The following is a 21138-nucleotide window of genomic DNA, read 5'->3' as shown; positions in this document are numbered from 1 at the left end:
GGCAAGTCTTGTTCATCAAGTCTTGTTCAGGCAAGCATTGGAAACGGGTTGTTCTTGAGCACCGAAATCGCGGCTGATGGCAATGCACCGGCTGCGACCAGCGCTGTTGCTTTCGCAATGTCGTCGGCCATGTAGCGATCGCCACCGAGCGCCGGAACTTGCTCACGCAGCGTGTCAATCACCGCAGCAAGTGCCGGGCTGGTCGTATGCGGCGCGCGCAGCCCGATGCCCTGCGCCGCTACCAGCAGCTCGATGCCGAGAATAGTGGCAAGGTTATCCGCCATGTCAGACAACCGGCGCGCGGCATGCGCGGCCATCGACACATGGTCTTCCTGGTTGGCGCTGGTCGGTGTCGAATCGATCGAGCAGGCCGCGGCACGTTGCTTGTTCTCGGCATAGAGCGCGGCCGCCGTCACTTCGGCCATCATGAAGCCGGAATTGATGCCGGGCTCCGGGGTCAGGAATGGCGGCAGACCAAAGTTCAGCGCGGGATCGACCAGTGTCGCAATGCGCCGCTCGCTGATGGCGCCAATCTCGGACAACGCCAGCGCGATCTGGTCGGCGGCGAAGGCAACCAGCTCGGCGTGAAAATTTCCACCCGAGACGATCTCTCCGGTCTCTACCAGCACCAGCGGATTGTCGGTGACCGCGTTGGCCTCGATCGTCAATGTGCGGGCGGCTTGCGTCAGCAGGTCAAGTACGGCGCCGGCCACCTGCGGCTGGCAACGCAGGCAATACGGATCCTGCACCCTCTCGTCGCCCTCCAGATGCGAGTTCCTGATGTCACTGCCCTCCAGCAACGCTGTCAGCGCCGCCCCGGCGGCGATCTGCCCGGCATGCCCTCGCAACTGCTGGATCTCGGCGCGAAACGGCGCTGTCGAAGCCATCGCCGCATCGACCGACAAGGCGCCGGTCACCAGCGTCGCGCAGAGCAGGCCGTGCGCGCGCAACAGACCCGAAATCGCATAGGCCGTCGAAAACTGCGTGCCGTTGATCAAGGCGAGCCCTTCCTTCGGCCCGAGCGTCACCGGCGCGAGGCCGGCGGAAGCCAGCGCATCAAGGCCCGGCATGACCTTGCCATCAATCAGCGCCTGCCCCTCACCGATCATGACGGCTGTCATATGCGCCAGCGGCGCCAGATCGCCCGACGCGCCCACCGATCCCTGCTGCGGCACCAGCGGATAAATACCGCGCGCCAGCATGGCCTGCAGTTGCTCGATGATGTCGCGGCGAACACCTGACGCGCCCCGCCCCAGGGAGACGATCTTCAGCGCCATCATCAGGCGCACGATCGGCTCCGGCGTCGGCGGCCCTACGCCACAACAATGCGACACGATCAGGTTTCGTTGCAGCAGCGTCGTCTGGTCCGGTGGAATTCGCTTCGACGCCAGTTTTCCGAACCCCGTATTGATGCCGTACGCCGGAACATCAGCGCCCGCGGCCTTCGCAACGATGGCCGAAGCCGCCTCGACGCGCGGCAGAAAGGATGGATCGAGCGCGACGGCCGCGCCCGCAAGCACCTGCGCCAGTTCATCGAGGCCAACCATTCCCGGCGAAACAACAATGGATGCCACGCGGTCGCTCATCGTCCCCTCCACACCCTCGAATGCAACGGGTTGAAGCCGATCCGGTAGACGAGTTCGGCGGGCCGCTCGATATCCCAGATCGCCAGATCGCACCATTTGCCTGTTACGAGCGTGCCGGTCTCATTAAGAATGCCGAGTGCGCGCGCCCCTTCCCGCGTCACACCGGCCAGGCATTCGGCAACATTCATCCGGAACAGCGTCGCGCCCATATTCATGGCCAGTAGAAGCGACGTCAGCGGCGAACTGCCAGGATTGCAATCGGTCGCGAGCGCCATGTTGACGCCGTGGGCACGGAAAAGGTCGACCGGAGGCTTGGTCGTCTCGCGAATGAAATAGAACGCACCGGGCAGCAGTACGGCTACCGTGCCCGACCGCGCCATGGCAGCGGCGCCGGTTTCGTCCGTGTGCTCCAGATGATCGGCGGACAGGGCAGAGAATTCCGCAGCAAGGGCCGCTCCGCTGAGGTTCGACAGCTGATCCGCATGCAATTTGACCGGCAACCCAAGCGCCTTGGCCGCACGGAACACCCGCGCCGTTTGATTGCCCGAAAAAGCGATGCCTTCCATGAAGGCGTCGACAGCGTCCGCAAGCCCGGCCTGCGCCACGGCCGGCAGCATCTCGCGGCAAACAAGCTCGATGTAGCGATCCTTGTCGCCATCGGCCTCCGGCGGCAACGCATGCGCGCCAAGAAAGCTGGTTCGGACGCTGACCCGGCGGTCGCGGCCCAACGCACGCGCGGCGGACAGCTGTCGCATCTCGGTCTCGGTGTTGAGCCCATAGCCGGACTTGATCTCGACCGTCGTCACTCCCTCGCTGATCAGCGCATCGAGCCGCGGCAGCGCACCGGCAACGAGTTCAGCTTCGCTGGAGGCCCGCGTCGCGGCGACCGTCGAGACGATGCCGCCGCCCGCCCGCGCGATCTCCTCATAGCTGGCGCCCTGCAGCCGCAGCTCGAACTCGTGCGCGCGGTTTCCGCCGAACACCAGATGGGTATGACAATCGATCAGTCCGGGCGTAATCCACCGCCCCGCGCAATCGATCCGCTCGGCCGCATCGGCATCAGACGGAAAATCGGAACGGCTGCCGGCGAAGACGATGCGGCCATCCCGCGCGGCGATCACGCCGTGCTCGATCACGCCGAGGTCGGGCAGATCCTCCCTGATGGTGGCGAGTCGGGCATTATGCCAAATTCGATCAAAGCGCTCGGCCATGCAGCATTCCCTCAAAGGCAGAAGCTTGACGGGACGATATGTCTATACATATTATCGTGCCGGTGTTCTGTCCAGCCGGTTTGGAAAACATGTCCACTCTGCATTTCGCGTCAGCGCTGCTCCCGTCCGGGTGGGCCGATGACGTGCAGGTGGTTGTGGCCGATGGGATCATCACCAGGATTACCGTCGGCGCGGCGCCGGAAGCCGAAGATGAACGACACCAGCTGGCCATCCCGGGAATAGCGAGCCTGCACAGTCACGCGTTCCAGCGTGGCATGGCGGGTCTTGCCGAAACACGCGGTAATACCGCCGATACTTTCTGGACATGGCGCGAGACGATGTATCGCTTCGCGCTTGATATGACGCCCGAAGACACCGAAGCAGTCGCAACGTTGCTCTATGTCGAGATGCTCGAGCAAGGTTTCACACGCGTCGGGGAGTTCCACTATCTCCATCACGACCACGACGGCACGCCCTATGCCAATCCGGCCGAGATGGCGACGCGAATTGCGCAAGCCGCCGAGGCCACCGGCATCGGGCTAACGCTGCTGCCGAGTTTCTACGCGCACGGCTCCTTTGGTGGCGCCGCGCCCCATGCCGGCCAGCGCCGCTTCATCTGTTCGGTCGACCAGTTTGCCAAACTGATTGACGCCACAAGACGGGCCGTCCGCGAATTGCCCGGGGCCAATGTCGGTATCGCTCCGCACAGCCTGCGCGCCGTGACGCCGGACGAACTGGCGGCCATCGTGCCGTTGGCCGAAGGCGGGCCGATCCATATCCATGCCGCCGAACAGACCAGGGAAGTCGAGGAGTGCCTCGCATGGTCGGGCCGGCGGCCGGTCGAGTGGCTGCTCGAACAAGCGCCCGTCGATCGGCGCTGGTGCCTGATCCATGCGACGCACACCACCGCGACCGAGATCGCCGCGCTTGCCAAAAGCGGCGCCGTCGCGGGCCTCTGCCCGGTTACCGAAGCAAGCCTTGGCGACGGTACTTTTCCGGCGCGCGAATTCCTCGACGCAGGCGGCCGGTTCGGCGTGGGCACTGATTCCAATGTCCTCATCGGCGCCGCCGATGAACTGCGCCAGCTCGAATACGGCCAGCGGCTCAAACACCGCGAGCGCAATGTGTTGTCCGGCGGTCCCGGTATTTCGACCGGACGGGCGTTGTTCGACGCCGCGCTGGCCGGCGGCACCCAGGCACTCGCGCAGCCGACCACAGGAATCCAGGCAGGCGCACGCGCCGATATCGTCACGCTCGACACCGCGCATCCGTCGCTCGCCGGGCGCCATCGGGATGCGGTCATCGACGGTTGGATTTTTGCGGCCAATGCGGGGGCTATCGACTGCGTCTGGGCAGGCGGCAGCAAGGTCGTTGAAGGCGGGCGGCACCGGCTCCGCCAGAAGGCGCGCGAGACATTCAACGCTGCCGTGCGAAGGCTCGTCGCATGAGCCTCTCGATCGACCGCGACAAACACCAGACAGCCGACAAGCCGACGCTGTACAAGCAGATACGCCTCGACATCGAACGTCGCATCCTGACCGGTGAATGGCCGCCGGGTCACCGCATCCCGTTCGAACACGAACTCATGGCGCACTATGGCTGCGCGCGAATGACCGTGAGCAAGGCGCTGTCGGAACTGGCGCAAGCCGATCTCATCGAGCGGCGGCGGCGGGCCGGCACCTTTGTGCGCCGTCCCAAATTTCTGTCAGCAGTCCTGACAATTCCCGACATCCGCGCGGAGATCACCGCGCTCGGCCGCAGCTATGGCTATCAGCTGATCCAGTGCTCGCGCCGCACTGCAAATGCCGCCGACCGCGCGCGTCTTGGTGTGCGGAAAACCGGGAAAGTGATCGCCATTGCCTGTCGTCACAGCGCCGATGGCGTGCCGTTCGCGATCGAGGACAGGCTGATCGATCTCGACGCGGTGCCCGAAGCCGCCACGGCCGATTTTGCGGTCGAACCGCCCGGCACGTGGTTGCTTCACCATGTCCCATGGACGGAAGCAGAGCATTCGATCAGCGCTATCGTGGCCGACGACAAGGCCGCAGCCGCACTGGACATTGCGATCGGTGCGCCCTGCCTCGTGATCGACCGCCACACCTGGCGCAGTGCACGGACACTGACGGCCGTGAGGCTCGTTTATCCGGGCGAGTCCCACAAACTGGTTGCCCGCTTCAAGGGCGGCTGAGAGGGATATCAATGCGCAGAAGGTCCGGCACAATTTATGCAACGCAAGTTACAAAGCAGGAATTACAAAAGCAGCAACGCTGCCGAGACGTGAACAGGTGAGCAAGACGCAATCCATGAACCAGAAAAGGGATACAGCCATGCTTAGTTTTAGAGTATTCGCCGCAACCGCGGCACTCCTGGTGTCCGCACCAGCCGTCGCACAGGACGTAAAGGTCGGCATCGGTATCTCCGGCTGGACCGGCTTTGCACCGCTCACGCTCGCAAACCAAGCCGGCATCTTCAAGAAGAACGGCCTCGATGTGACGATCAAGAAGATCCCGCAAAAAGATCGCCATCTGGCCATCGCGTCAGGTGACATTCAGTGCGCGGCAACCACGGTGGAGACCTGGATTTCCTGGAATGCCAATGGCGTCGCGACCAAGCAGATCTTCCAGCTCGACAAGAGCTACGGCGCCGACGGCATGGCAACACGAAACGACGTCGCCGCGATCAAGGATCTGAAGGGCAAGACGGTCGCCGCGTCCGCCCCCGGCACCGCCCCCTATTTCACCCTGGCCTGGATGCTCAAGAAGAACGGTCTCACGGTCAAGGACGTGACCGTGGTGAACCTGGAGCCCGCCGCGGCCGCGCAGGCCTTCGTGGCCGGCCAGAACGATGCGGCGATGACCTATGAGCCTTACCTCTCGACGGTGCGTGCCGCGCCGGACAAGGGCAAGATCATCGCCACCACGCTCGACTATCCGATGATCATGGACACGTTCGGCTGCACGCCGAAATTCCTGACCGAGAATCCGAAGGCCGCGCAAGCGCTGGCCGACAGTTATTTCGAGGCGGTGGCCCTGATCGAAAAGGATAAGGCCAAATCTTACGAGATCATGGGATCCGACGTGAAGCAGTCCGGCGAGCAGTTCGGCAATTCGGCAAAGTATCTGCGCTGGCAGGACAAGGCCGCGAACCAGAAATTCTTCGCGGGCGAGTTCCAGGCTTTCACCAAGGAAGCTGGCGAGCTGCTGCTCGAGATCGGCATCATCAAATCGATCCCGAAGACCGAAGACCTGTTCGACGCGAGCTTCATCAAGTAGACCAGGCGACGCCGCGACGGTCCCGCTTCACGAATTTGAAGCGGGACATTTCGCGCTCTGCGCTCCGCCTTGAGGATTAGCCTTTGATAAGACCCCTCGATCCCGTGACGTCGAAGCAGCGCGTGGCCTACGGCTTCGCGTTCTTCGTGCTGTTCGTTGCCCTGTGGGCATGGGCCACGTTTGGCGGCTACGTGTCGAAAACGTTTCTCGCCAACCCGCTGACCATGCTGCAGGAAGGCTGGGAACTGCTGGTCAAGCATGGCTTCCTGTACGATATCGGCATGACGATATGGCGGGTGATCGGCGGCTTCGTGCTGGCGGCCATCATCGCGGTGCCGCTCGGCGTTCTGATGGGCGCTTACAAACCGATCGAGGCTTTTCTCGAGCCGTTCGTCTCGTTCGCGCGTTACCTGCCCGCCTCGGCCTTCATCCCGCTGTTGATCCTCTGGGCCGGCATCGGCGAACTGCAAAAGCTGCTGGTGATTTTCATCGGCTCGATATTCCAGATCATCCTGATGATCGCCGTGAACGTCGGCAACACGAGGCGCGATCTCGTTGAAGCCGCCTACACGCTTGGCGCCGGCGACAGTGGCATCATCCGCCGCGTCCTGCTGCCTTCGTCTGCCCCCGAGATCGCGGAAATCCTTCGGCTCGTCCTGGGTTGGGCGTGGACCTACGTCATCGTCGCCGAACTGATCGGCTCATCGTCCGGCATCGGCCACATGATCACCGACAGCCAGGCGCTGCTCAACACCGGGCAGATCATCTTCGGCATCATCGTCATCGGGCTGATCGGCCTCGTCTCCGACTTCCTGTTCAAGGCGTTCAACGCCTGGCTGTTTCCATGGAGACTAGCGTGACCACGCTGAAGATCGATCAGGTCTCACGGACCTTCCCTGCACGCCAGGGCAATGCGCCGACACGGGCGCTGGAGCCGACCCATCTCGACGTCGGCAACAACGACTTTGTCACCATCCTTGGGCCCTCGGGCTGCGGAAAATCCACGCTGCTGCGCATCATCGCCGGGCTCGACCGGCCGACCAGCGGTCGCGTCATTCTCGACGGGCAGGAGGTCACGGGCCCCGGCGCAGATCGCGGCATGGTGTTTCAGTCCTACACGCTGTTCCCGTGGCTGACGGTGCGCGAAAACATCGCGTTCGGGCTGCGCGAGCGCGGAATTTCCGAGGCCGAACGCGACAAGATCGCCGATGGATTTATTCAACGGGTTGGTTTGTCCGGCTTTGAGAATCACTGGCCGAAGCAACTCTCCGGCGGCATGCAGCAGCGTACGGCGATCGCGCGTGCGCTTGCCAACGATCCCAAGATCCTGCTGCTCGACGAGCCGTTCGGCGCACTCGATAATCAGACCCGCGTGCTGATGCAGGAAATGCTGCTCGGCATCTGGGAGCGCGACCAGAAAACCGTGTTGTTCGTCACCCACGATATCGAGGAGGCCATCTTCCTCGGCAGCCGCGTCATCGTCATGAGCGCCCGCCCCGGCCGCATCAAGGCCGAGATCGCGGTCGATCTGCCCCACCCGCGATCCTACAAGATCAAGACCGCGCCCGAATTCGTCCAGCTGAAGGAACGGCTGGTGGAAGAGATCCGTGCCGAGGCCTTGAAGGTGGCAGTTGATGCCTGACGGACGCGCGCTACCTGGCTGATTTCCGCATCTCGAATGGCATTATAACACCTCAAACCCCGGACAATCTTTCTTTGCATGGGGTCGTTTTCGCGATTCTGTATCCGGGCTCGGTATGGTCCCTTTCGTCCAGCCCAGCGCCGGCGCAACCTTTCCGGCGACCAACTCGATCGACCGCAGAATGAACGGGTGCGGCGGGTCGACCGAATGCGCCTGAAACACAAGATCGGTCACCCGCTCCAAAATGCTGTCGGCGCGCAGCGAGGCGATGACATCGTCAGTCGTCCCGACATGGGTATCGAATGCGGTGATCATGTCGCTCAACGCTTCCCCCGGCGGGGCATGGCCGCCGGCGATGAAGCTCGCGCGCGCACGCCGCAATCCGATGTCGGCCAGCCGCAGCGCCTCCTTGCGATCGTCGGCGGCAAAGACACTGCGTGACGCCATGATCCGGGGCTCTCGCCCCGGCGGCAGTGCGGCGAGATAGGCGTCGATGATCGGATGCTGAATCTCGGCAAGCGATGCATGTGGCGCTTCCCTTGATCGTGGCTGTGTTCGCGACAACAGCAAACCGTCGCCCGCTTTGCCGGCCCTCGTCCCGCCGCTGACGGAAAAGGTCGCCTGCCAGATCCGGTCGCACAATTGCGGCCCCGGTGGATAGAGCCTATCGCCGCCGGCCAGCGGCCCGCCGGCCAAGGCGTTGCGGACGATGTCGAGATTGTCAGCAAAAATCTCCGCACGTTGTCCACTGTCCAGCCCAAAGGCGGCAAAGGCTGACGGGTTTCCGCCGGTGCCGACACCAAGCTCAAAACGGCCGTTTGATAACAGGTCGAGGACCGCGGCGTCCTCCGCCACTCTTACGGGATTTTCCAGCGGCAGGGTAACGATGCCGGTACCGAGACGAATGCGGGATGTCTGTGCCGCGACGAAGCCGAGAAAAGCGAAGGGCGCCGGAAGCCCGCCCTCGCTTTCATGAAAATGGTGCTGCGCGATCCACGCGGAATCAAGACCTGCTGTTTCCGCGTGGACGATCTGCGCTGCCGCGAGGCGATATCGTTCCGCCGGACCCACGTCGTCGAGCAGCCGCGTGAAAAAACCCAATCGCTTCAAATTTGGCAGATGATTCATGAAGCCCTTCGAAGCGATCAGACCGGCAGCGCGTCGAGATGACACGCGGCCCACTGGTCGTCGGCAACCGCGCGAAGTTTCGGCTCCTCGGTCCGGCAGCGATCGAACACGTAGGGGCACCTGGTGTGGAATCGACAACCGCTCGGCGGATTGATCGGGCTCGGCACGTCGCCCTTCAGGATGATCGGGTTGCGGATCGCCCCGGGCTCCGGCACCGGCACCGCCGACAGCAACGCTCTGGTATAGGGATGCCTGGGCGCGGTGAAGATCTGCTGCCTGGGCGCCATCTCGACGATCTTGCCGAGATACATCACGGCGACACGGTGCGTCATGTGCTCGACGATCGCCAGATCGTGGCTGATGAAGAGCAACGCGAGGCCGAACTCGCGCTGCAGATCCTGCAGCAGGTTGACGATCTGCGCCTTGACCGAGACGTCGAGCGCCGAGACCGCTTCGTCGCAGACGATCAGTTCGGGCTCCGCCGCCAATGCCCGGGCGATACCGATGCGCTGGCGCTGGCCGCCCGAGAATTCGTGCGGCCGGCGGCCCAGCGCGTCACGCGGCAGGCGCACGGTGTCCATCAGCGCTGCAACCTTGGCGTCGAGTTCGGCGGAGGATTTGGCGAGACCAAAATTGCGGATCGGCTCAGCCAGGATGTCGCGCACGCGCATGCGCGGATTGAGGCTGGAGAACGGATCCTGGAACACCACCTGCACACGGCGGCGCATGCTGCGCAGGGCTGCGGGTGAAGCATCGTCGATGCGCTGGCCGTCGAGCACCACCTGGCCTGCCGTGATGTCGAACAGGCGCAGAATCGCGCGACCGACCGTCGACTTGCCGCAACCGGACTCGCCGACCAGCGACAGCGTCTCGCCGCGCGCGACCTCAAAGGACACGCCGTCCACCGCATAGACCCACTTGGATTTGCGGCTGAACAAGCCACCGCGGACCGGAAAATGCTTCTTGAGATCGTTGACCTGCAGCAACGGGACTTGCAGAGGGACTTGGAGCAGTGGCGCGTTCATGCTGCAGCCGCCTCCTTGGCGGCATAGTGGCAGGCAGCGATATGGCGGGGGCCCTTCTCTTCAAGACCTGGCGCGACCTGCCGGCAGAGATCGGTCGCCAGCGCGCACCGCCCCGCGAACACACAGCCCTCGATCCGTCCTTTGAGGCTGGGCACCTGGCCCGGGATTTCGGCGAGACGCCGCGCGGCCCCTGTCAACGAAGAGCCGAGCTTCGGCACCGCGCCGAGCAGACCCTGCGTATAGGGATGACGCGGCGAGCGGAACAGCTCGGCCACCGGCGCCTCCTCGACCTTGCGGCCGGCATACATCACCATGACGCGCTCGGCGATTTCGGCGACCACGCCGAGATCATGGGTGACCAGAATGATCGCCGCACCGACCCGACGCTTGAGGTCCAGCATCAACTGCAGGATCTGCGCCTGGATCGTGACGTCGAGCGCCGTGGTCGGCTCGTCGGCAATCAGAAGTTTTGGGTTGCAGGCCAGCGCCATCGCGATCATCACGCGCTGGCGCATTCCGCCGGAAAGCTGATGCGGATATTCGCGCACGCGCCGCACCGACTCCGGGATGCCGACCAGATTCAGCATCTCGACGGCGCGGGCCTCGGCGGCCTGCTTGTCGAGCCCCTGATGCATGCGCAGCGTCTCGCCGATCTGGCGGCCGACGGTCAGCACCGGATTGAGGCTCGTCATCGGCTCCTGGAAGATCATCGAAATGTCGTTGCCACGGATGTCGCGCATTTCGCGCTCGGAGAGTTGCAGCAAATTCTTGCCCTGGAAGCGGATCGAGCCTGCGATCTTGCCCGGAGGTTCGGGGATCAAACGCATCAACGACATCGAGGTGACCGACTTGCCGCAACCGGATTCGCCGACGATGGCCAGCGTCTCGCCTTCATTGACATGGAAGGAAACACCGTCGACGGCGCGGTTGATGCCCTCGGGGGTCCGGAAATGGGTCTGCAGATTTTCGACTTCGAGCAATGCCATTACAGGCTCTCTACAGGCTCTTGGCCATTCGCGGATCGAGCGCGTCACGCAGCCCGTCGCCAAGCAGGTTGACGGCAAGCACGGTGACGGACAGGAACGCAGCGGGAAAGAATACGATGTAGGGTTTGACCTGCCACAGCGCCCTGCCCTCGGCCATGATGTTGCCCCAGGACGGAATGGTGGGTGGTGTGCCGGCGCCGATGAAGGAGAGAATGGATTCCACGATCATGGCGCTGGCGCAGATATAAGTCGCCTGGACCAACATCGGCGCCAGCGTGTTGGGCAGGATGTGGCGCAGGATGATCATCGGCGTTCGTGTGCCGGAAGCTATCGCGGCGTCCACATAGGGCTGCTCGCGCAGCGACAGCACGACGCTGCGCACCAGGCGCGAGACGCGGGGGATTTCCGCTACCGTGATCGCCAAAATCACGTTGCCGACGCTGGCGCGCGTCAGCGCCATCAGCGCAACCGCAAGCAGGATCGGCGGGATCGACATCAGCCCGTCCATGAACCGCATGATGATGCCGTCGGCCCATCGTACGAACCCGGAGACAAGGCCGATGGCGAGACCGGCCAGCGAGGCCAGCACCGCCACCGAAAGACCGACCGTAAGCGAGACCCGCGCCCCGTAGATCACGCGTGAATAGATGTCGCGGCCGAGCAAGTCAGTCCCGAACCAGTAGTCCGCGGAAGGCATGCGCGTACGCTTGGCGGGCGCGATCGCGGTCGGATCGACGGTCCCAAGCCAGGGCGCCAGCACTCCGACCAGGACGAGACAGAGCAGCAAAGCACTGCCGATCGCCACCGTCGGATGGTTGCGCAGGAAGCCGAGCACGCCGCGCCGAATTTTGACCGGCGCCAGCAGGTCCGGCAATTGCGGCGCGACCACAAGGCCCGGCGGTATCCGTACCGTGCTGGTTTCCAGGACGGTCAATAGCGGATCCTCGGGTCAACCAGGGTGTAGGTGACGTCGACCATCAGATTGACCAGCACATAGAGGAAACTGAACAGCAGCACGATGCCCTGAATGACGGGATAGTCGCGGCGCAGGATAGCGTCGATCGTGAGCCGGCCGAGGCCCGGAATGGCGAACACGCTTTCGGTCACCACCGCGCCGCCGATCAGAAGCGCGATGCCGATACCGATCACCGTCACGATCGGAACCGCCGCGTTCTTCAGCGCGTGAATGAACAGGATGCTGCGCTGGTCCAGGCCCTTGGCGCGGGCGGTGCGGACATAGTCCTGCTGCAGCACCTCGAGCATCGACGCCCGGGTAATGCGCGCGATCAGCGCGATGTAGACGCTGCCAAGCGCGAGCGACGGCAGGATCAGGTTCTGGAACCATGGCCAGACGCCATTGGACAGCGGCGTATAGCCCTGCACCGGAAGCCATTCGAACTGCAGCGCGAACACGTAGGCGAGGACATAGCCGACGACAAAGACGGGAAGCGAGAAGGCGAACACGGCAAAGGCCATGATGGTGCGATCGATCCAGCTTCCCGCCTTCCATGCCGCCATCACGCCGAGCGGCACCGCGACAAGGATGGTCAGCACAAGCGTAATCGCCATCAGCGAGAGTGTCGGCTCGATACGCTGCGCGATCATCTTGGAGACCGGCAAATTGGTGAAGATCGAGGTGCCGAGATTCCCGTGCAAGATGTCCCATAGCCAGCTGCTGAACTGGACAAGGAACGGCCGGTCGAGGCCGAGGCTTTGGCGTATCCGCTCAACGTCGGCGGGGCTCGCCTGGTCGCCTGCAATCACCGCGGCGGGATCGCCCGGCGCGATATAAAGCAGGCTGAAGACGAACAGCGCGACGATCCCCATCACGGGCAAGGTCGAGAGAATGCGCCGCAGGATATACGAGAGCATGTCGGATTACCGCGCCGTCATGCGGTCTTCGACACGCCCCAGAAGAACGGCAGCGGCCCCTTGGCGATACCGGAGACGTTCTTGCGCCAGGCCGTATAGGTCAGGAAGAAGCCGGTCGGCGCATACACGACGTCCTCGAGCGCTGCGCGATTGAGACGACCGACCGCAGCCTTCTCGTCGTCGAGACTCTTGGCATCGAACCAGTTCGTGACTTCCTTTTCCACGTTCGGGCTCGTCGGCCAGCCGAACCAGGCCTTTTCGCCATTGGCGCGGATGGCAGTGTAGGCGGAGGGATTGATGCAGTCCGCTCCGGCGTGCCAGGAGTGAAACATCTGCCAACCGCCCTGGCCCGGAGGGGTCTTCTGGGCGCGGCGGGAGCCGACCGTACCCCAATCGGTGGCGACGAAGTCGACATTCATGCCGAGGCGCTTCAACAGATCTGCCGTGACATCGCCTTGTGCCTTGGTGACCGGTTGATCCTGCGCCACGACGCATGTCACTGGCTGGCCGGCATAGCCGCTCTCGGCCAGAAGCTTCTTGGCCGCATCGAAATCGCGCTTGCCCTTCAGGATCTCTCCGCCCTCCTCGGTGTAAAGCGGCGTATCCGGCGTGAAGAAGCCCGGCAACGTCTTCCATAGCGCGGTGTCGTCGCCGACCACCGCACGCATGTAGTCTTCCTGGCTGAGTGCCATCAGCACGGCCCGCCGCGCCTTCACATTGTTGAATGGCGGATGCAAATGGTTCATCCGGAACGAACCGATATTGCCAAGGGGATCAGCGATGTCGACGCCGATGTTGCGGTTCTTCTTGAGCGTCGGCACCAGATCGGAGATCGGATTCTCCCACCAATCGACCTCGCCATTCTGCAGCGCGGCCGCCGCGGTCGCGGGATCCGGAATCACCACCCATTCGACGCGGTCGACCAGCATCTGCTTGCCGCCGGCAAGCCAAGACGCCTTCTCCTGCCGCGGCACGTAGCCGTCGAACTTCTCGAACACTGCCTTGGCGCCGGGCACCCACTCGCCCTTGACGAATTTCATTGGCCCGGAGCCGACATAGTCGCCGATCTGCTTGAACGGATCGGTCTGCGCCAAGCGCTCCGGCATGATGAAAGAGCAAGGCGAGTTGTTCTTGCCCAGCGCCAGCAGCATCTTGGGATAGGGCTGCTTCAGCGACCATTTGAAGGTCCTGTCGTCGACGGCCGTTAACTCGTTCTGGATTGCCTTGAGCATCAGCCCCATGGGATCGCGCGCCGACCAGCGCGTCAGGCTCGCTACGACATCCTTGCTCAGCACCGGCTCGCCGTCGTGGAACTTCAGCCCCGGCCGAAGCTTGAAGGTCCAGACCAGCCCATCATCGGACACCTGCTCGGACTCGACCATCTGACGTTGCGGCTGCAGTTTGGCGTCGACGCCGTAGAGCGTGTCCCACACCATCGCAGCGGCATTGCGCACCACATACTGGGTCCCCCAGATCGGATCGAAATTGGCAAGGTTGGCCTGCGGCACGAAGCGCAAGGTACGCGCCGCAGCGCCCTGGGATAGAGCCGGCATCGAAAGGCCGCCCGTCGCCGCCAGGCTGCCCACCCCGGCCAATCCCTTCAACACAGTCCTGCGATCCATCATGCTCTCCCAGTCTGGCGTTGTTGTGGTTCCGCCCGTTTCAATGGCCGAGGGTTCGGCGCAAAGGAGGTGAAGAAGTGAGGTGAAAGGGGCCGGTCAAACCGATTGTGATCTGTCCCTGTTTTCTTGCAAGTGATGTGCCAGTGCGTCCTGCTCATTCCGTCGCCGGGCCCTCGCCCAGCATGAAGCAGAATGCCTTTTCAAGCGATCATATTTTTGAGCGATTATGTCCATTTATGGCTAGCTCTGGCCCGCGAGCTCCCTGAACTTCTCCGACGGTTTCGGGTGCCACCAGCGACCGCCAATGACGACACCTTCGGACACGATCTTGCGGTCGCCGATCAGATGCTCGCCGATGACGTCGACATAGTCAAACTGGCCTTGCGCGATCGAGATCAAGGTGGCGTCTCCGGCGCTGCCCGGCTTGAGGCTGCCGAGTTCGGGACGCCGCAGCGCCATCGCGGCATTGACGGTTGAAGCGGCAACCACGTCCGGGAGCGGCATTCCCATGCACAGGAACTTGGACATGGTCGTCACCTGATCGAAAGCTGGGCCGTCGATGCACAGCAGATGGACATCCGATGAGATCGTGTCGGGATAGAAACCGTTGGCAAGCATCGCCCGCGCGGTCTTGAAGGCGAAGGAGCCCTTGCCGTGGCCGATGTCGAACAACACGCCGCGTTCGCGCGCCTCCAGCACCGCCCTTTTGACCGTGCCCTGGGCCGTGGCCGGCGTATTGGGAAACGGCCGGAATGCATGGGTGAGAACGTCGCCCGGACGCAGCCGCGCGAGCACCTCCTCGTAGCTCGGCGGCGGATGGTCGATATGCGCCATCAGCGGCATGCCGACCTGTTCGGCGACCTCAAGCGCGATGTCGAGCGGCACGATCCCCGAGGTACCGGAGGCGTGGAGACCGACCCGCACCTTGATTCCGACAATGAGATCACGGTTTTGATCCGCCACCGTGGCGGCGTCGATCGGATTCATCAGCCGGAGCTCTTCGCTCTCGCCGACCATAACCCGATGCGAGAAGCCAAAAATGCCGGCGTGCGAAACGTGCAGATAAGCGAGAATGCGGACCTGGCTCGGCTCGATCACATGCTTGCGGAAACCTGCGAAATTCCCCGGGCCGGCGCTGCCGGTATCGACCGCCGTGGTGACGCCCGACGTACGGCAGAATTCTTCGGCGTCGATGCCGAGCGAAGTGCCGCCCCAATAAACATGGGTGTGCAGATCGATCAGACCCGGCGTGACGATGTAACCCGACACGTCGCGCACATCGGTGCCGGGATCGGCCCTGAGCTCGCTTCCTACCATCGCCACCTTGCCGCCGGCGAAGGCGACATCCGTCACCGCGTCGAGTTTTTGCGATGGGTCAATCACCCGGCCGCCGCGCAGGATCAAATCGAAAGGCATGTGATCTCCTCAAAACACTGTGAAAGCTTATCAGCCCTCAACCCCAAAGACTCCGTCGATCAGATTGAGGCCGAGCAGAAACTCTGAACTGAGATGGGTGCGCGTCAGCGGTTCGACGACAATGCCGCGCGCCAGCAACGCGGCCTCGCTGCGTCGCGCTTCGACCGCCTGCCCGATCGTGACAGCCGCGAATCTGAACACCGCTCCCGGTCGCGCCTGCGCCAGCCTGCCAAGATCGGGACCGATGATGGTGGCAATCTTCGGATAACCGCCGGTGGATTGACGATCGGCCATCAGAATGATCGGACGGCCGTCTCCCGGCACCTGGATCGCCCCCATAGCGATCCCGTCGGACACGATGTTGTAGCCACGCGCGTGCGTCAGTTGGGGTCCGTCCAGGTAATACGCCATCCGATCGACCTTGGCGGAGACGGTCCAGGGCCCGGCGAGAAAGGCGGATATCTGGTCGTCGGCGAAAAAGTCGTGTTGGGGGCCGAGGACCACGCGAATGGTGTCGAGGGGACGGTCGAGCCACGGCGCTACGATGGCGCTGATCGATGGCTGCGACGAACCGGACCGCTCGATGCCGAGACGATCGCCCACCGCAAGCGCGCGACCGTTCAGGCCGCCGAAGCCGGTGCGCGTGTGGGTGGCGTGAGAGCCCAGCACCTTTGGCACGGCGAAGCGGCCCGCCACCGCCAGATAGCACCATGAGCCGCGACCGCCCGCGCGAATTTTCAGCACGGCGCCAGCCTCCAGTTTGAGTAGCACCGCCGACGGCAGCGGCCTGCCGTCGAGGTTGAGCGAGAATTCGCCGCCGGCGACGGCGACACGGAGCGCTCCGGATTCGGCGGTCACTTCTAACCCACCGACGGATACTTCGATCGCCGTTGCGCCCGCAGAATTGCCGACCGCAAGGTTCGCCGTGGCATGCGCCAGCGGATCCATCGGCCCTGCAGCGGTGACACCAAAGCGCAGGTAGCCGTGCCGGCCGGCGTCCTGCAGCGTCGCACCCGGCCCGCCCGACAGGATGCGAAGGATCGCCTCCGAAGCGTCAGCCCTCATGCGGCAAGCTTGCGGGCAACAATTTCGCCGCCCCCGGCGCGTTGCGCCAGATCGCGAAATGTCGAAAGATCGATCGGTTCGAACCGCACGAGATCGCCGGCCCGGATCAGAAAGGCATCTTGGCGTTCCGCGGCATAGAGACGCTCCGGCGTTTGGCCGATGACATACCATCCGGTCGGCATCACGAACGGCACAACGGTGCCAAGACCACCTCCGATCGACACCGCACCGGCCGGATGCGGCGGTCTTGGTGTCACGCGGCGCGAGATCTTTAGCTGCTCGGGTACGCCGCCGAGATAGATTTGGCCAGGCGTGAAACCACACATATAGACGCGATACGTCGCCTTCGTATGCAAGGCGACAGCGTCATCCCGCGTGAGGCCGAGAATCTGGGCAGCCTCGTCGAGATCCTCGGCCAGCGCGGGATCGTAGCAACAAGGCAACGTCCAAATGGTGCCCTCGCCCCGCCATTCGGCAAGACCCGTCATGAGACGGCGCACAATGGCAACCAGCGTTTCCCTGTCGATCCCAAGCGGATCATAGTGAAGCATCAGCGAGCGATAGGTCGGCACGAATTCACGCGTTCCTGCCGGAGGATCGGCACGCAAGGCCGCGTCGAGGGCGAGCACCCTGTCGTTGATCACGGGATCAACGGTGTCACCGAATTCGACGACGAGGGCGGCTTCCCCCGCGTCGAGAAAGCGCGGATCGATCGGCAGTCTCATGCGGCCATCGGCTTGAACGGCTTCAGCGTAACACCGGCCTTTTCCAATCGCTCGCGCACGAGGCTGGCGGTCGCAACCGCATGATCGGAATCGCCATGAACGCAGATCGAACGGATCGGCGTCGGCAAATGCTTGCCGCTTGCGGTGATCACCGCTCCGGTCTGCACCATCGCGAGCACGCGCGCGGCAGCTTCTTCCGCGCCTTCGATCATTGCGCCGGGCTGGCCGCGCGGGATCAATTGCCCGGTTTCGGTGTAACCGCGGTCGGCATAGATCTCCTGATGGATTTCAAGACCCGCGGCTTCACCGGCCGCGACCAGCTCCGTGACGGCGATGGCCAGCAATGCCAGATTGGGGTCGACCGCCCGAACCGCCCGCGCCACCGCGTCCGCGACGTCGCGTTCCTCGCAGGCGATGTTGCCGAGCGCGCCGTGGGTCTTCACATAGGTGATGCGATGACCGGCGTAAGCCGCAAGCGCCATGGCCGCCCCGATCTGATAGGCGACGAGCCGCTCGATCTCGCCGTTCGAGAACGGCAGACGGCGGCGTCCAAAACCCCACAGATCCGGAAACCCGGGATGGGCGCCGACCGCGACGCCGCGCTGACGCGCAATGGCAAACGTCCGCGCCATCACTTCGGGATCGCCGGCATGAAGCCCGCAGGCCACGTTGGCCGAGGTGACAATGGAGAGCATGGCCTCGTCATCACCACAGCGATAAGTCCCAAAACCTTCGCCGAGATCGGAATTGAGATCGACTGACGGCATGGTGGTCTCCTGGCGTTGTCCGCGAACGAAGAGCACCTTCGCTGCGAAACACGATATCGTAAAGCCGGGAGGCATCGACCGATGGCGATATCTGCCCTGCAATGCTGCCGGGGCATAAAAACAGGCATCGCGGCACCGCACCCAAAAGGTTAACAGGCCGGAAAGGCCTCCGTGGCGCGTTCTGACCGCCGTTGTATTCGGCCGAAACTTGATTATATTGCTATCTCAGCTGCAACCGCTGCTGATTTTAACGTTGGCGTGACCGGGCCCGTCTTAATCTAGGCGGGCCGTCGCCGTTTCAGGGTTCGTAGCGATGACTCGTTCCAATCGGGTTGACCATATTCGCATCACCTCGCACCCGGCGCCGGGTGCCAAACTCAACTTCCCCATCGCCTGGGGTGCTGCCGGCGCGCGTGAACGCGGACCAATCATCGGCACCGTGTCGCGCCCGCAGGACCGCAACGTCATCGGCACCCATGGCGGCTCCTATTCAGTCTATCGGGCACTGGCCGTTTCCTCCGGTGCGCTCGACCCGATCCGGCGTCCGGATCTTACCAACACCCACCCCGCCGAGATCATCGGGCCGTTTCCGCAATGGTCGGATCCGCAGAAAATCGTTTCGCTGGATCCGTGGGGGCATCTCGCCGCCGAAAATTTTGCAACCGAAATCGCCGAGGGCATCGATATCCGCCCCAGCATTGCCATCACGCGCGCGCGTCTCGATCTGCCCGAGTTGCAGGACGCGATCAAAGCCGGACGGCTCAAGCACGACGGCGAGTTCGTGCACAAGAATGGCAGCGTCTCCGTGGTCAAGATCGCGATCGACCCGGTCTGGTATCTGCCGGGCCTGGCGGAACGCTTCGCGACCACCGAAAACAATCTGCGGCGGCAATTGTTCGAGCAGACCGCCGGCATGTTTCCCGAGCTGGTGACACGACCCGATCTGCAGGTTTTTCTGCCGCCGATCGGCGGCACCACGGCCTATCTGTTTGGTGACGTCAGCAAGCTGCCCGACCACCGCACCAGGATCACCTGCCGCGTGCATGACGAGTGCAACGGCTCTGACGTGTTCGGTTCGGATATCTGCACCTGTCGCCCGTACCTCATTCACGGCATCGAGGAATGCGCGCGCGCTGGCCAGACCGGCGGTCTCGGCATCATCATCTACAATCGCAAGGAAGGCCGCGCGCTCGGCGAGGTGACAAAATTTCTGGTCTATAACGCGCGCAAGCGTCAGGAAGGCGGCGATGCCGCGGCGCAGTATTTCGAGCGCACCGAATGCGTCGCCGGCGTGCAGGACGCCCGGTTCCAGCAATTGATGCCGGATGTGGTGCATTGGCTCGGCCTGAAGCGGATTGACCGCTTCGTATCCATGAGCGACATGAAGCACGATGCGCTGACCGGCCAGGGCATCGAAATCGTCGAGCGTGTGCCCATCCCCGACGACATGATCCCGGCCGACGCGCATGTGGAAATCGCGGCAAAGAAGGCCGCCGGCTACTACACGCCCGAGCCGCAGGAAAGTCCGGACAATCCGGTCGGCCGCCCGCTCGAAAAATATTGAGGACGGCAGTGTCCCCTGCAAACCCGGAGACGTCGGCTGCATTGTCATTGCTGAACGCCGGCGCGGTCCGTGAGCGGGCGCATCGCATGCTCGCAATCGGCCTTGACGACAAGCTGCCGAATTTCCGTGTTCACCTCGATCGCATGGACAGCGCCGTCGATTTGGTGCTGGAGACCACGCGCAAGGCCTATCCCTCCTTCGACGTTCCCTTTCATTCGCGCTGGCGGCACTTCGTCACCGATGGGGACAATCGCTGGGCCGATATCGCCGGCCGGACCAAATGGCCCGGTCGGGCGGCCCGCGCCCGGGCCGAATTCGATCTGGCGATCGTCAGCGTCTTCCTCGATGCCGGCGCCGGGCCGGCATGGCGCTACCACGATCCGAAAACCGGATCTGACATCGGCCGTTCGGAAGGATTGGGGCTCGCCAGTCTTGCGATGTTCGCGGGCGGCGCTTTCTCCGCCGATCCGCAGGAGCCGCTGCGCGCCGATGGCGAGATCCTTGCACATCTGGCCGTCGCCGATCTCGAGCGTGGCATGCAGGTCTCGGATACCAATCCGCTGGTCGGAATGGACGGTCGCGCGGAGCTATTGCGCCGGCTGGGCCGGCTGGTGACCTCGAAGCCGGATGTGTTCGGCAGCCAGGACACGCCGCGCCCCGGCGTCCTGTTCGATCGATTGGCGAAGCTCGCCTACGGCGGAAAGCTTCCCGCGCCAACCATTCTTGCGGAGTTGCTGCAACAGCTCGGCCCAATCTGGCCATCGCGGCTGACGCTGGGCGGAATCCCGCTCGGCGACTGCTGGAAGCATCCAGCATTGACGACAGCGGATGCGACAAACGGACTTGTGCCGCTGCACAAGCTCTCGCAATGGCTGGCTTACTCCCTGATCGAGCCGCTGCAAACGGCCGGCATCACCGTGACCGATATCGATGGCCTCACCGGCCTTGCGGAGTATCGCAATGGCGGACTGTTCGTCGATATCGGCGTGCTCGCGTTTCGCGATCCGGAATCCGCGCAAAGGGAACACGAGGTCGCGTCACCGCTGGTCGTGGAATGGCGTGCGCTGACGGTAGCGCTGCTTGACCGCGTCGCCGATGGCTTGCGGCGTCGGCTCGGGCTCGATGCCACCTCGATGCCATTGGCAAAAATTCTCGAGGGTGGCACCTGGGCGGCAGGCCGATTGCTGGCGCGCGAACGCCGCGCCGACGCTTCGCCGCCGGTGAAAATTATCAGCGACGGCACTGTTTTCTAGATTT

General features: G+C 63.5%; 19 protein-coding genes. 7 read left to right on the top strand and 12 right to left on the bottom strand.

What is annotated here, in order from left to right; translation table 11 throughout:
* Window positions 1-26 precede the first annotated feature (26 nt).
* Window positions 27-1586 carry a histidine ammonia-lyase gene (gene hutH, locus JQ609_RS27605; protein ID WP_212276033.1) on the bottom strand — a complete coding sequence of 520 codons (1560 nt, stop codon included), beginning with the start codon at window positions 1584-1586 and terminating at the stop codon, window positions 27-29.
* Window positions 1583-2797 (bottom strand): imidazolonepropionase, encoded by a 1215-nt coding sequence (hutI, locus tag JQ609_RS27600; protein WP_212276032.1) that lies wholly within the window; start codon window positions 2795-2797, stop codon window positions 1583-1585. The genes hutH and hutI overlap by 4 nt, the downstream gene beginning before the upstream one ends.
* Before the next feature lie 89 nt (window positions 2798-2886).
* Here hutI and JQ609_RS27595 point away from each other — a divergent pair, with 89 nt between their 5' ends.
* From JQ609_RS27595 to JQ609_RS27575, 5 genes are all read left to right on the top strand, one after another.
* Window positions 2887-4245 (top strand): formimidoylglutamate deiminase, encoded by a 1359-nt coding sequence (locus JQ609_RS27595; RefSeq protein ID WP_212276031.1) that lies wholly within the window; start codon window positions 2887-2889, stop codon window positions 4243-4245.
* Window positions 4242-4985 carry a histidine utilization repressor gene (gene hutC, locus JQ609_RS27590; RefSeq protein ID WP_212276030.1) on the top strand — a complete coding sequence of 248 codons (744 nt, stop codon included), beginning with the start codon at window positions 4242-4244 and terminating at the stop codon, window positions 4983-4985. Before JQ609_RS27595 ends, hutC begins: the two co-directional genes overlap by 4 nt.
* Window positions 4986-5124: 139 nt before the next feature.
* Window positions 5125-6069, top strand: coding sequence for an ABC transporter substrate-binding protein (locus JQ609_RS27585; protein WP_212205809.1), 945 nt, complete (start codon window positions 5125-5127; stop codon window positions 6067-6069).
* Window positions 6070-6155: 86 nt separating this feature from the next.
* Entirely contained in the window at window positions 6156-6929 is a 774-nt protein-coding gene (locus JQ609_RS27580) for an ABC transporter permease (protein WP_212276054.1), read from the top strand.
* Complete coding sequence (locus JQ609_RS27575; RefSeq protein WP_212276029.1) at window positions 6926-7711, top strand: ABC transporter ATP-binding protein; 786 nt, start codon at window positions 6926-6928, stop codon at window positions 7709-7711. Before JQ609_RS27580 ends, JQ609_RS27575 begins: the two co-directional genes overlap by 4 nt.
* 42 nt (window positions 7712-7753) lie before the next feature.
* Here JQ609_RS27575 and JQ609_RS27570 read toward each other — a convergent pair whose 3' ends face one another.
* From JQ609_RS27570 to JQ609_RS27525, 10 genes are all read right to left on the bottom strand, one after another.
* Complete coding sequence (locus JQ609_RS27570; RefSeq protein WP_212276053.1) at window positions 7754-8839, bottom strand: putative FMN-dependent luciferase-like monooxygenase; 1086 nt, start codon at window positions 8837-8839, stop codon at window positions 7754-7756.
* A 17-nt stretch (window positions 8840-8856) separates the two neighbouring features.
* Complete coding sequence (locus tag JQ609_RS27565; RefSeq protein WP_212276052.1) at window positions 8857-9837, bottom strand: ABC transporter ATP-binding protein; 981 nt, start codon at window positions 9835-9837, stop codon at window positions 8857-8859.
* Window positions 9838-9860: 23 nt separating this feature from the next.
* Complete coding sequence (locus JQ609_RS27560; protein ID WP_212205802.1) at window positions 9861-10850, bottom strand: ABC transporter ATP-binding protein; 990 nt, start codon at window positions 10848-10850, stop codon at window positions 9861-9863.
* Window positions 10851-10860: 10 nt separating this feature from the next.
* Window positions 10861-11784, bottom strand: a complete 924-nt coding sequence (locus tag JQ609_RS27555) for an ABC transporter permease (RefSeq protein ID WP_212205800.1) — start codon at window positions 11782-11784, stop codon at window positions 10861-10863.
* Window positions 11781-12722 (bottom strand): ABC transporter permease, encoded by a 942-nt coding sequence (locus JQ609_RS27550; protein WP_212276028.1) that lies wholly within the window; start codon window positions 12720-12722, stop codon window positions 11781-11783. The genes JQ609_RS27555 and JQ609_RS27550 overlap by 4 nt, the downstream gene beginning before the upstream one ends.
* Before the next feature lie 17 nt (window positions 12723-12739).
* Window positions 12740-14344: an ABC transporter substrate-binding protein gene (locus JQ609_RS27545; RefSeq protein WP_212276027.1), complete on the bottom strand. Its 1605-nt coding sequence runs from the start codon at window positions 14342-14344 to the stop codon at window positions 12740-12742.
* A gap of 240 nt (window positions 14345-14584) precedes the next feature.
* Window positions 14585-15760 carry an amidohydrolase/deacetylase family metallohydrolase gene (locus JQ609_RS27540; protein ID WP_212205794.1) on the bottom strand — a complete coding sequence of 392 codons (1176 nt, stop codon included), beginning with the start codon at window positions 15758-15760 and terminating at the stop codon, window positions 14585-14587.
* A 30-nt stretch (window positions 15761-15790) separates the two neighbouring features.
* Window positions 15791-16825 (bottom strand): biotin-dependent carboxyltransferase family protein, encoded by a 1035-nt coding sequence (locus JQ609_RS27535; protein ID WP_212276026.1) that lies wholly within the window; start codon window positions 16823-16825, stop codon window positions 15791-15793.
* The gene (locus tag JQ609_RS27530) at window positions 16822-17550 is read right to left on the bottom strand and encodes an allophanate hydrolase subunit 1 (protein WP_212276025.1); all 729 of its coding nucleotides are present in this window, start codon (window positions 17548-17550) and stop codon (window positions 16822-16824) included. Before JQ609_RS27530 ends, JQ609_RS27535 begins: the two co-directional genes overlap by 4 nt.
* A complete protein-coding gene (locus tag JQ609_RS27525) occupies window positions 17547-18317 on the bottom strand; it encodes a LamB/YcsF family protein (RefSeq protein ID WP_212276024.1) in 771 nt (256 codons plus the stop codon). The genes JQ609_RS27530 and JQ609_RS27525 overlap by 4 nt, the downstream gene beginning before the upstream one ends.
* Before the next feature lie 313 nt (window positions 18318-18630).
* Here JQ609_RS27525 and JQ609_RS27520 point away from each other — a divergent pair, with 313 nt between their 5' ends.
* On the top strand, window positions 18631-19881 hold the full coding sequence (locus JQ609_RS27520) for a GTP cyclohydrolase II (protein WP_212276023.1): 1251 nt from the start codon (window positions 18631-18633) through the stop codon (window positions 19879-19881).
* A gap of 8 nt (window positions 19882-19889) precedes the next feature.
* Window positions 19890-21134, top strand: a complete 1245-nt coding sequence (locus JQ609_RS27515; RefSeq protein WP_312014900.1) for a URC4/urg3 family protein — start codon at window positions 19890-19892, stop codon at window positions 21132-21134.
* The last annotated feature ends 4 nt before the right edge of the window (window positions 21135-21138 follow it).

It is taken from the genome of Bradyrhizobium sp. AUGA SZCCT0169 (genome assembly GCF_018130085.1).
Taxonomy (GTDB): domain Bacteria; phylum Pseudomonadota; class Alphaproteobacteria; order Rhizobiales; family Xanthobacteraceae; genus Bradyrhizobium.
Note: the sequence above shows the minus strand (reverse complement) of the source record. Positions and strands in the feature narration are given on the sequence as shown.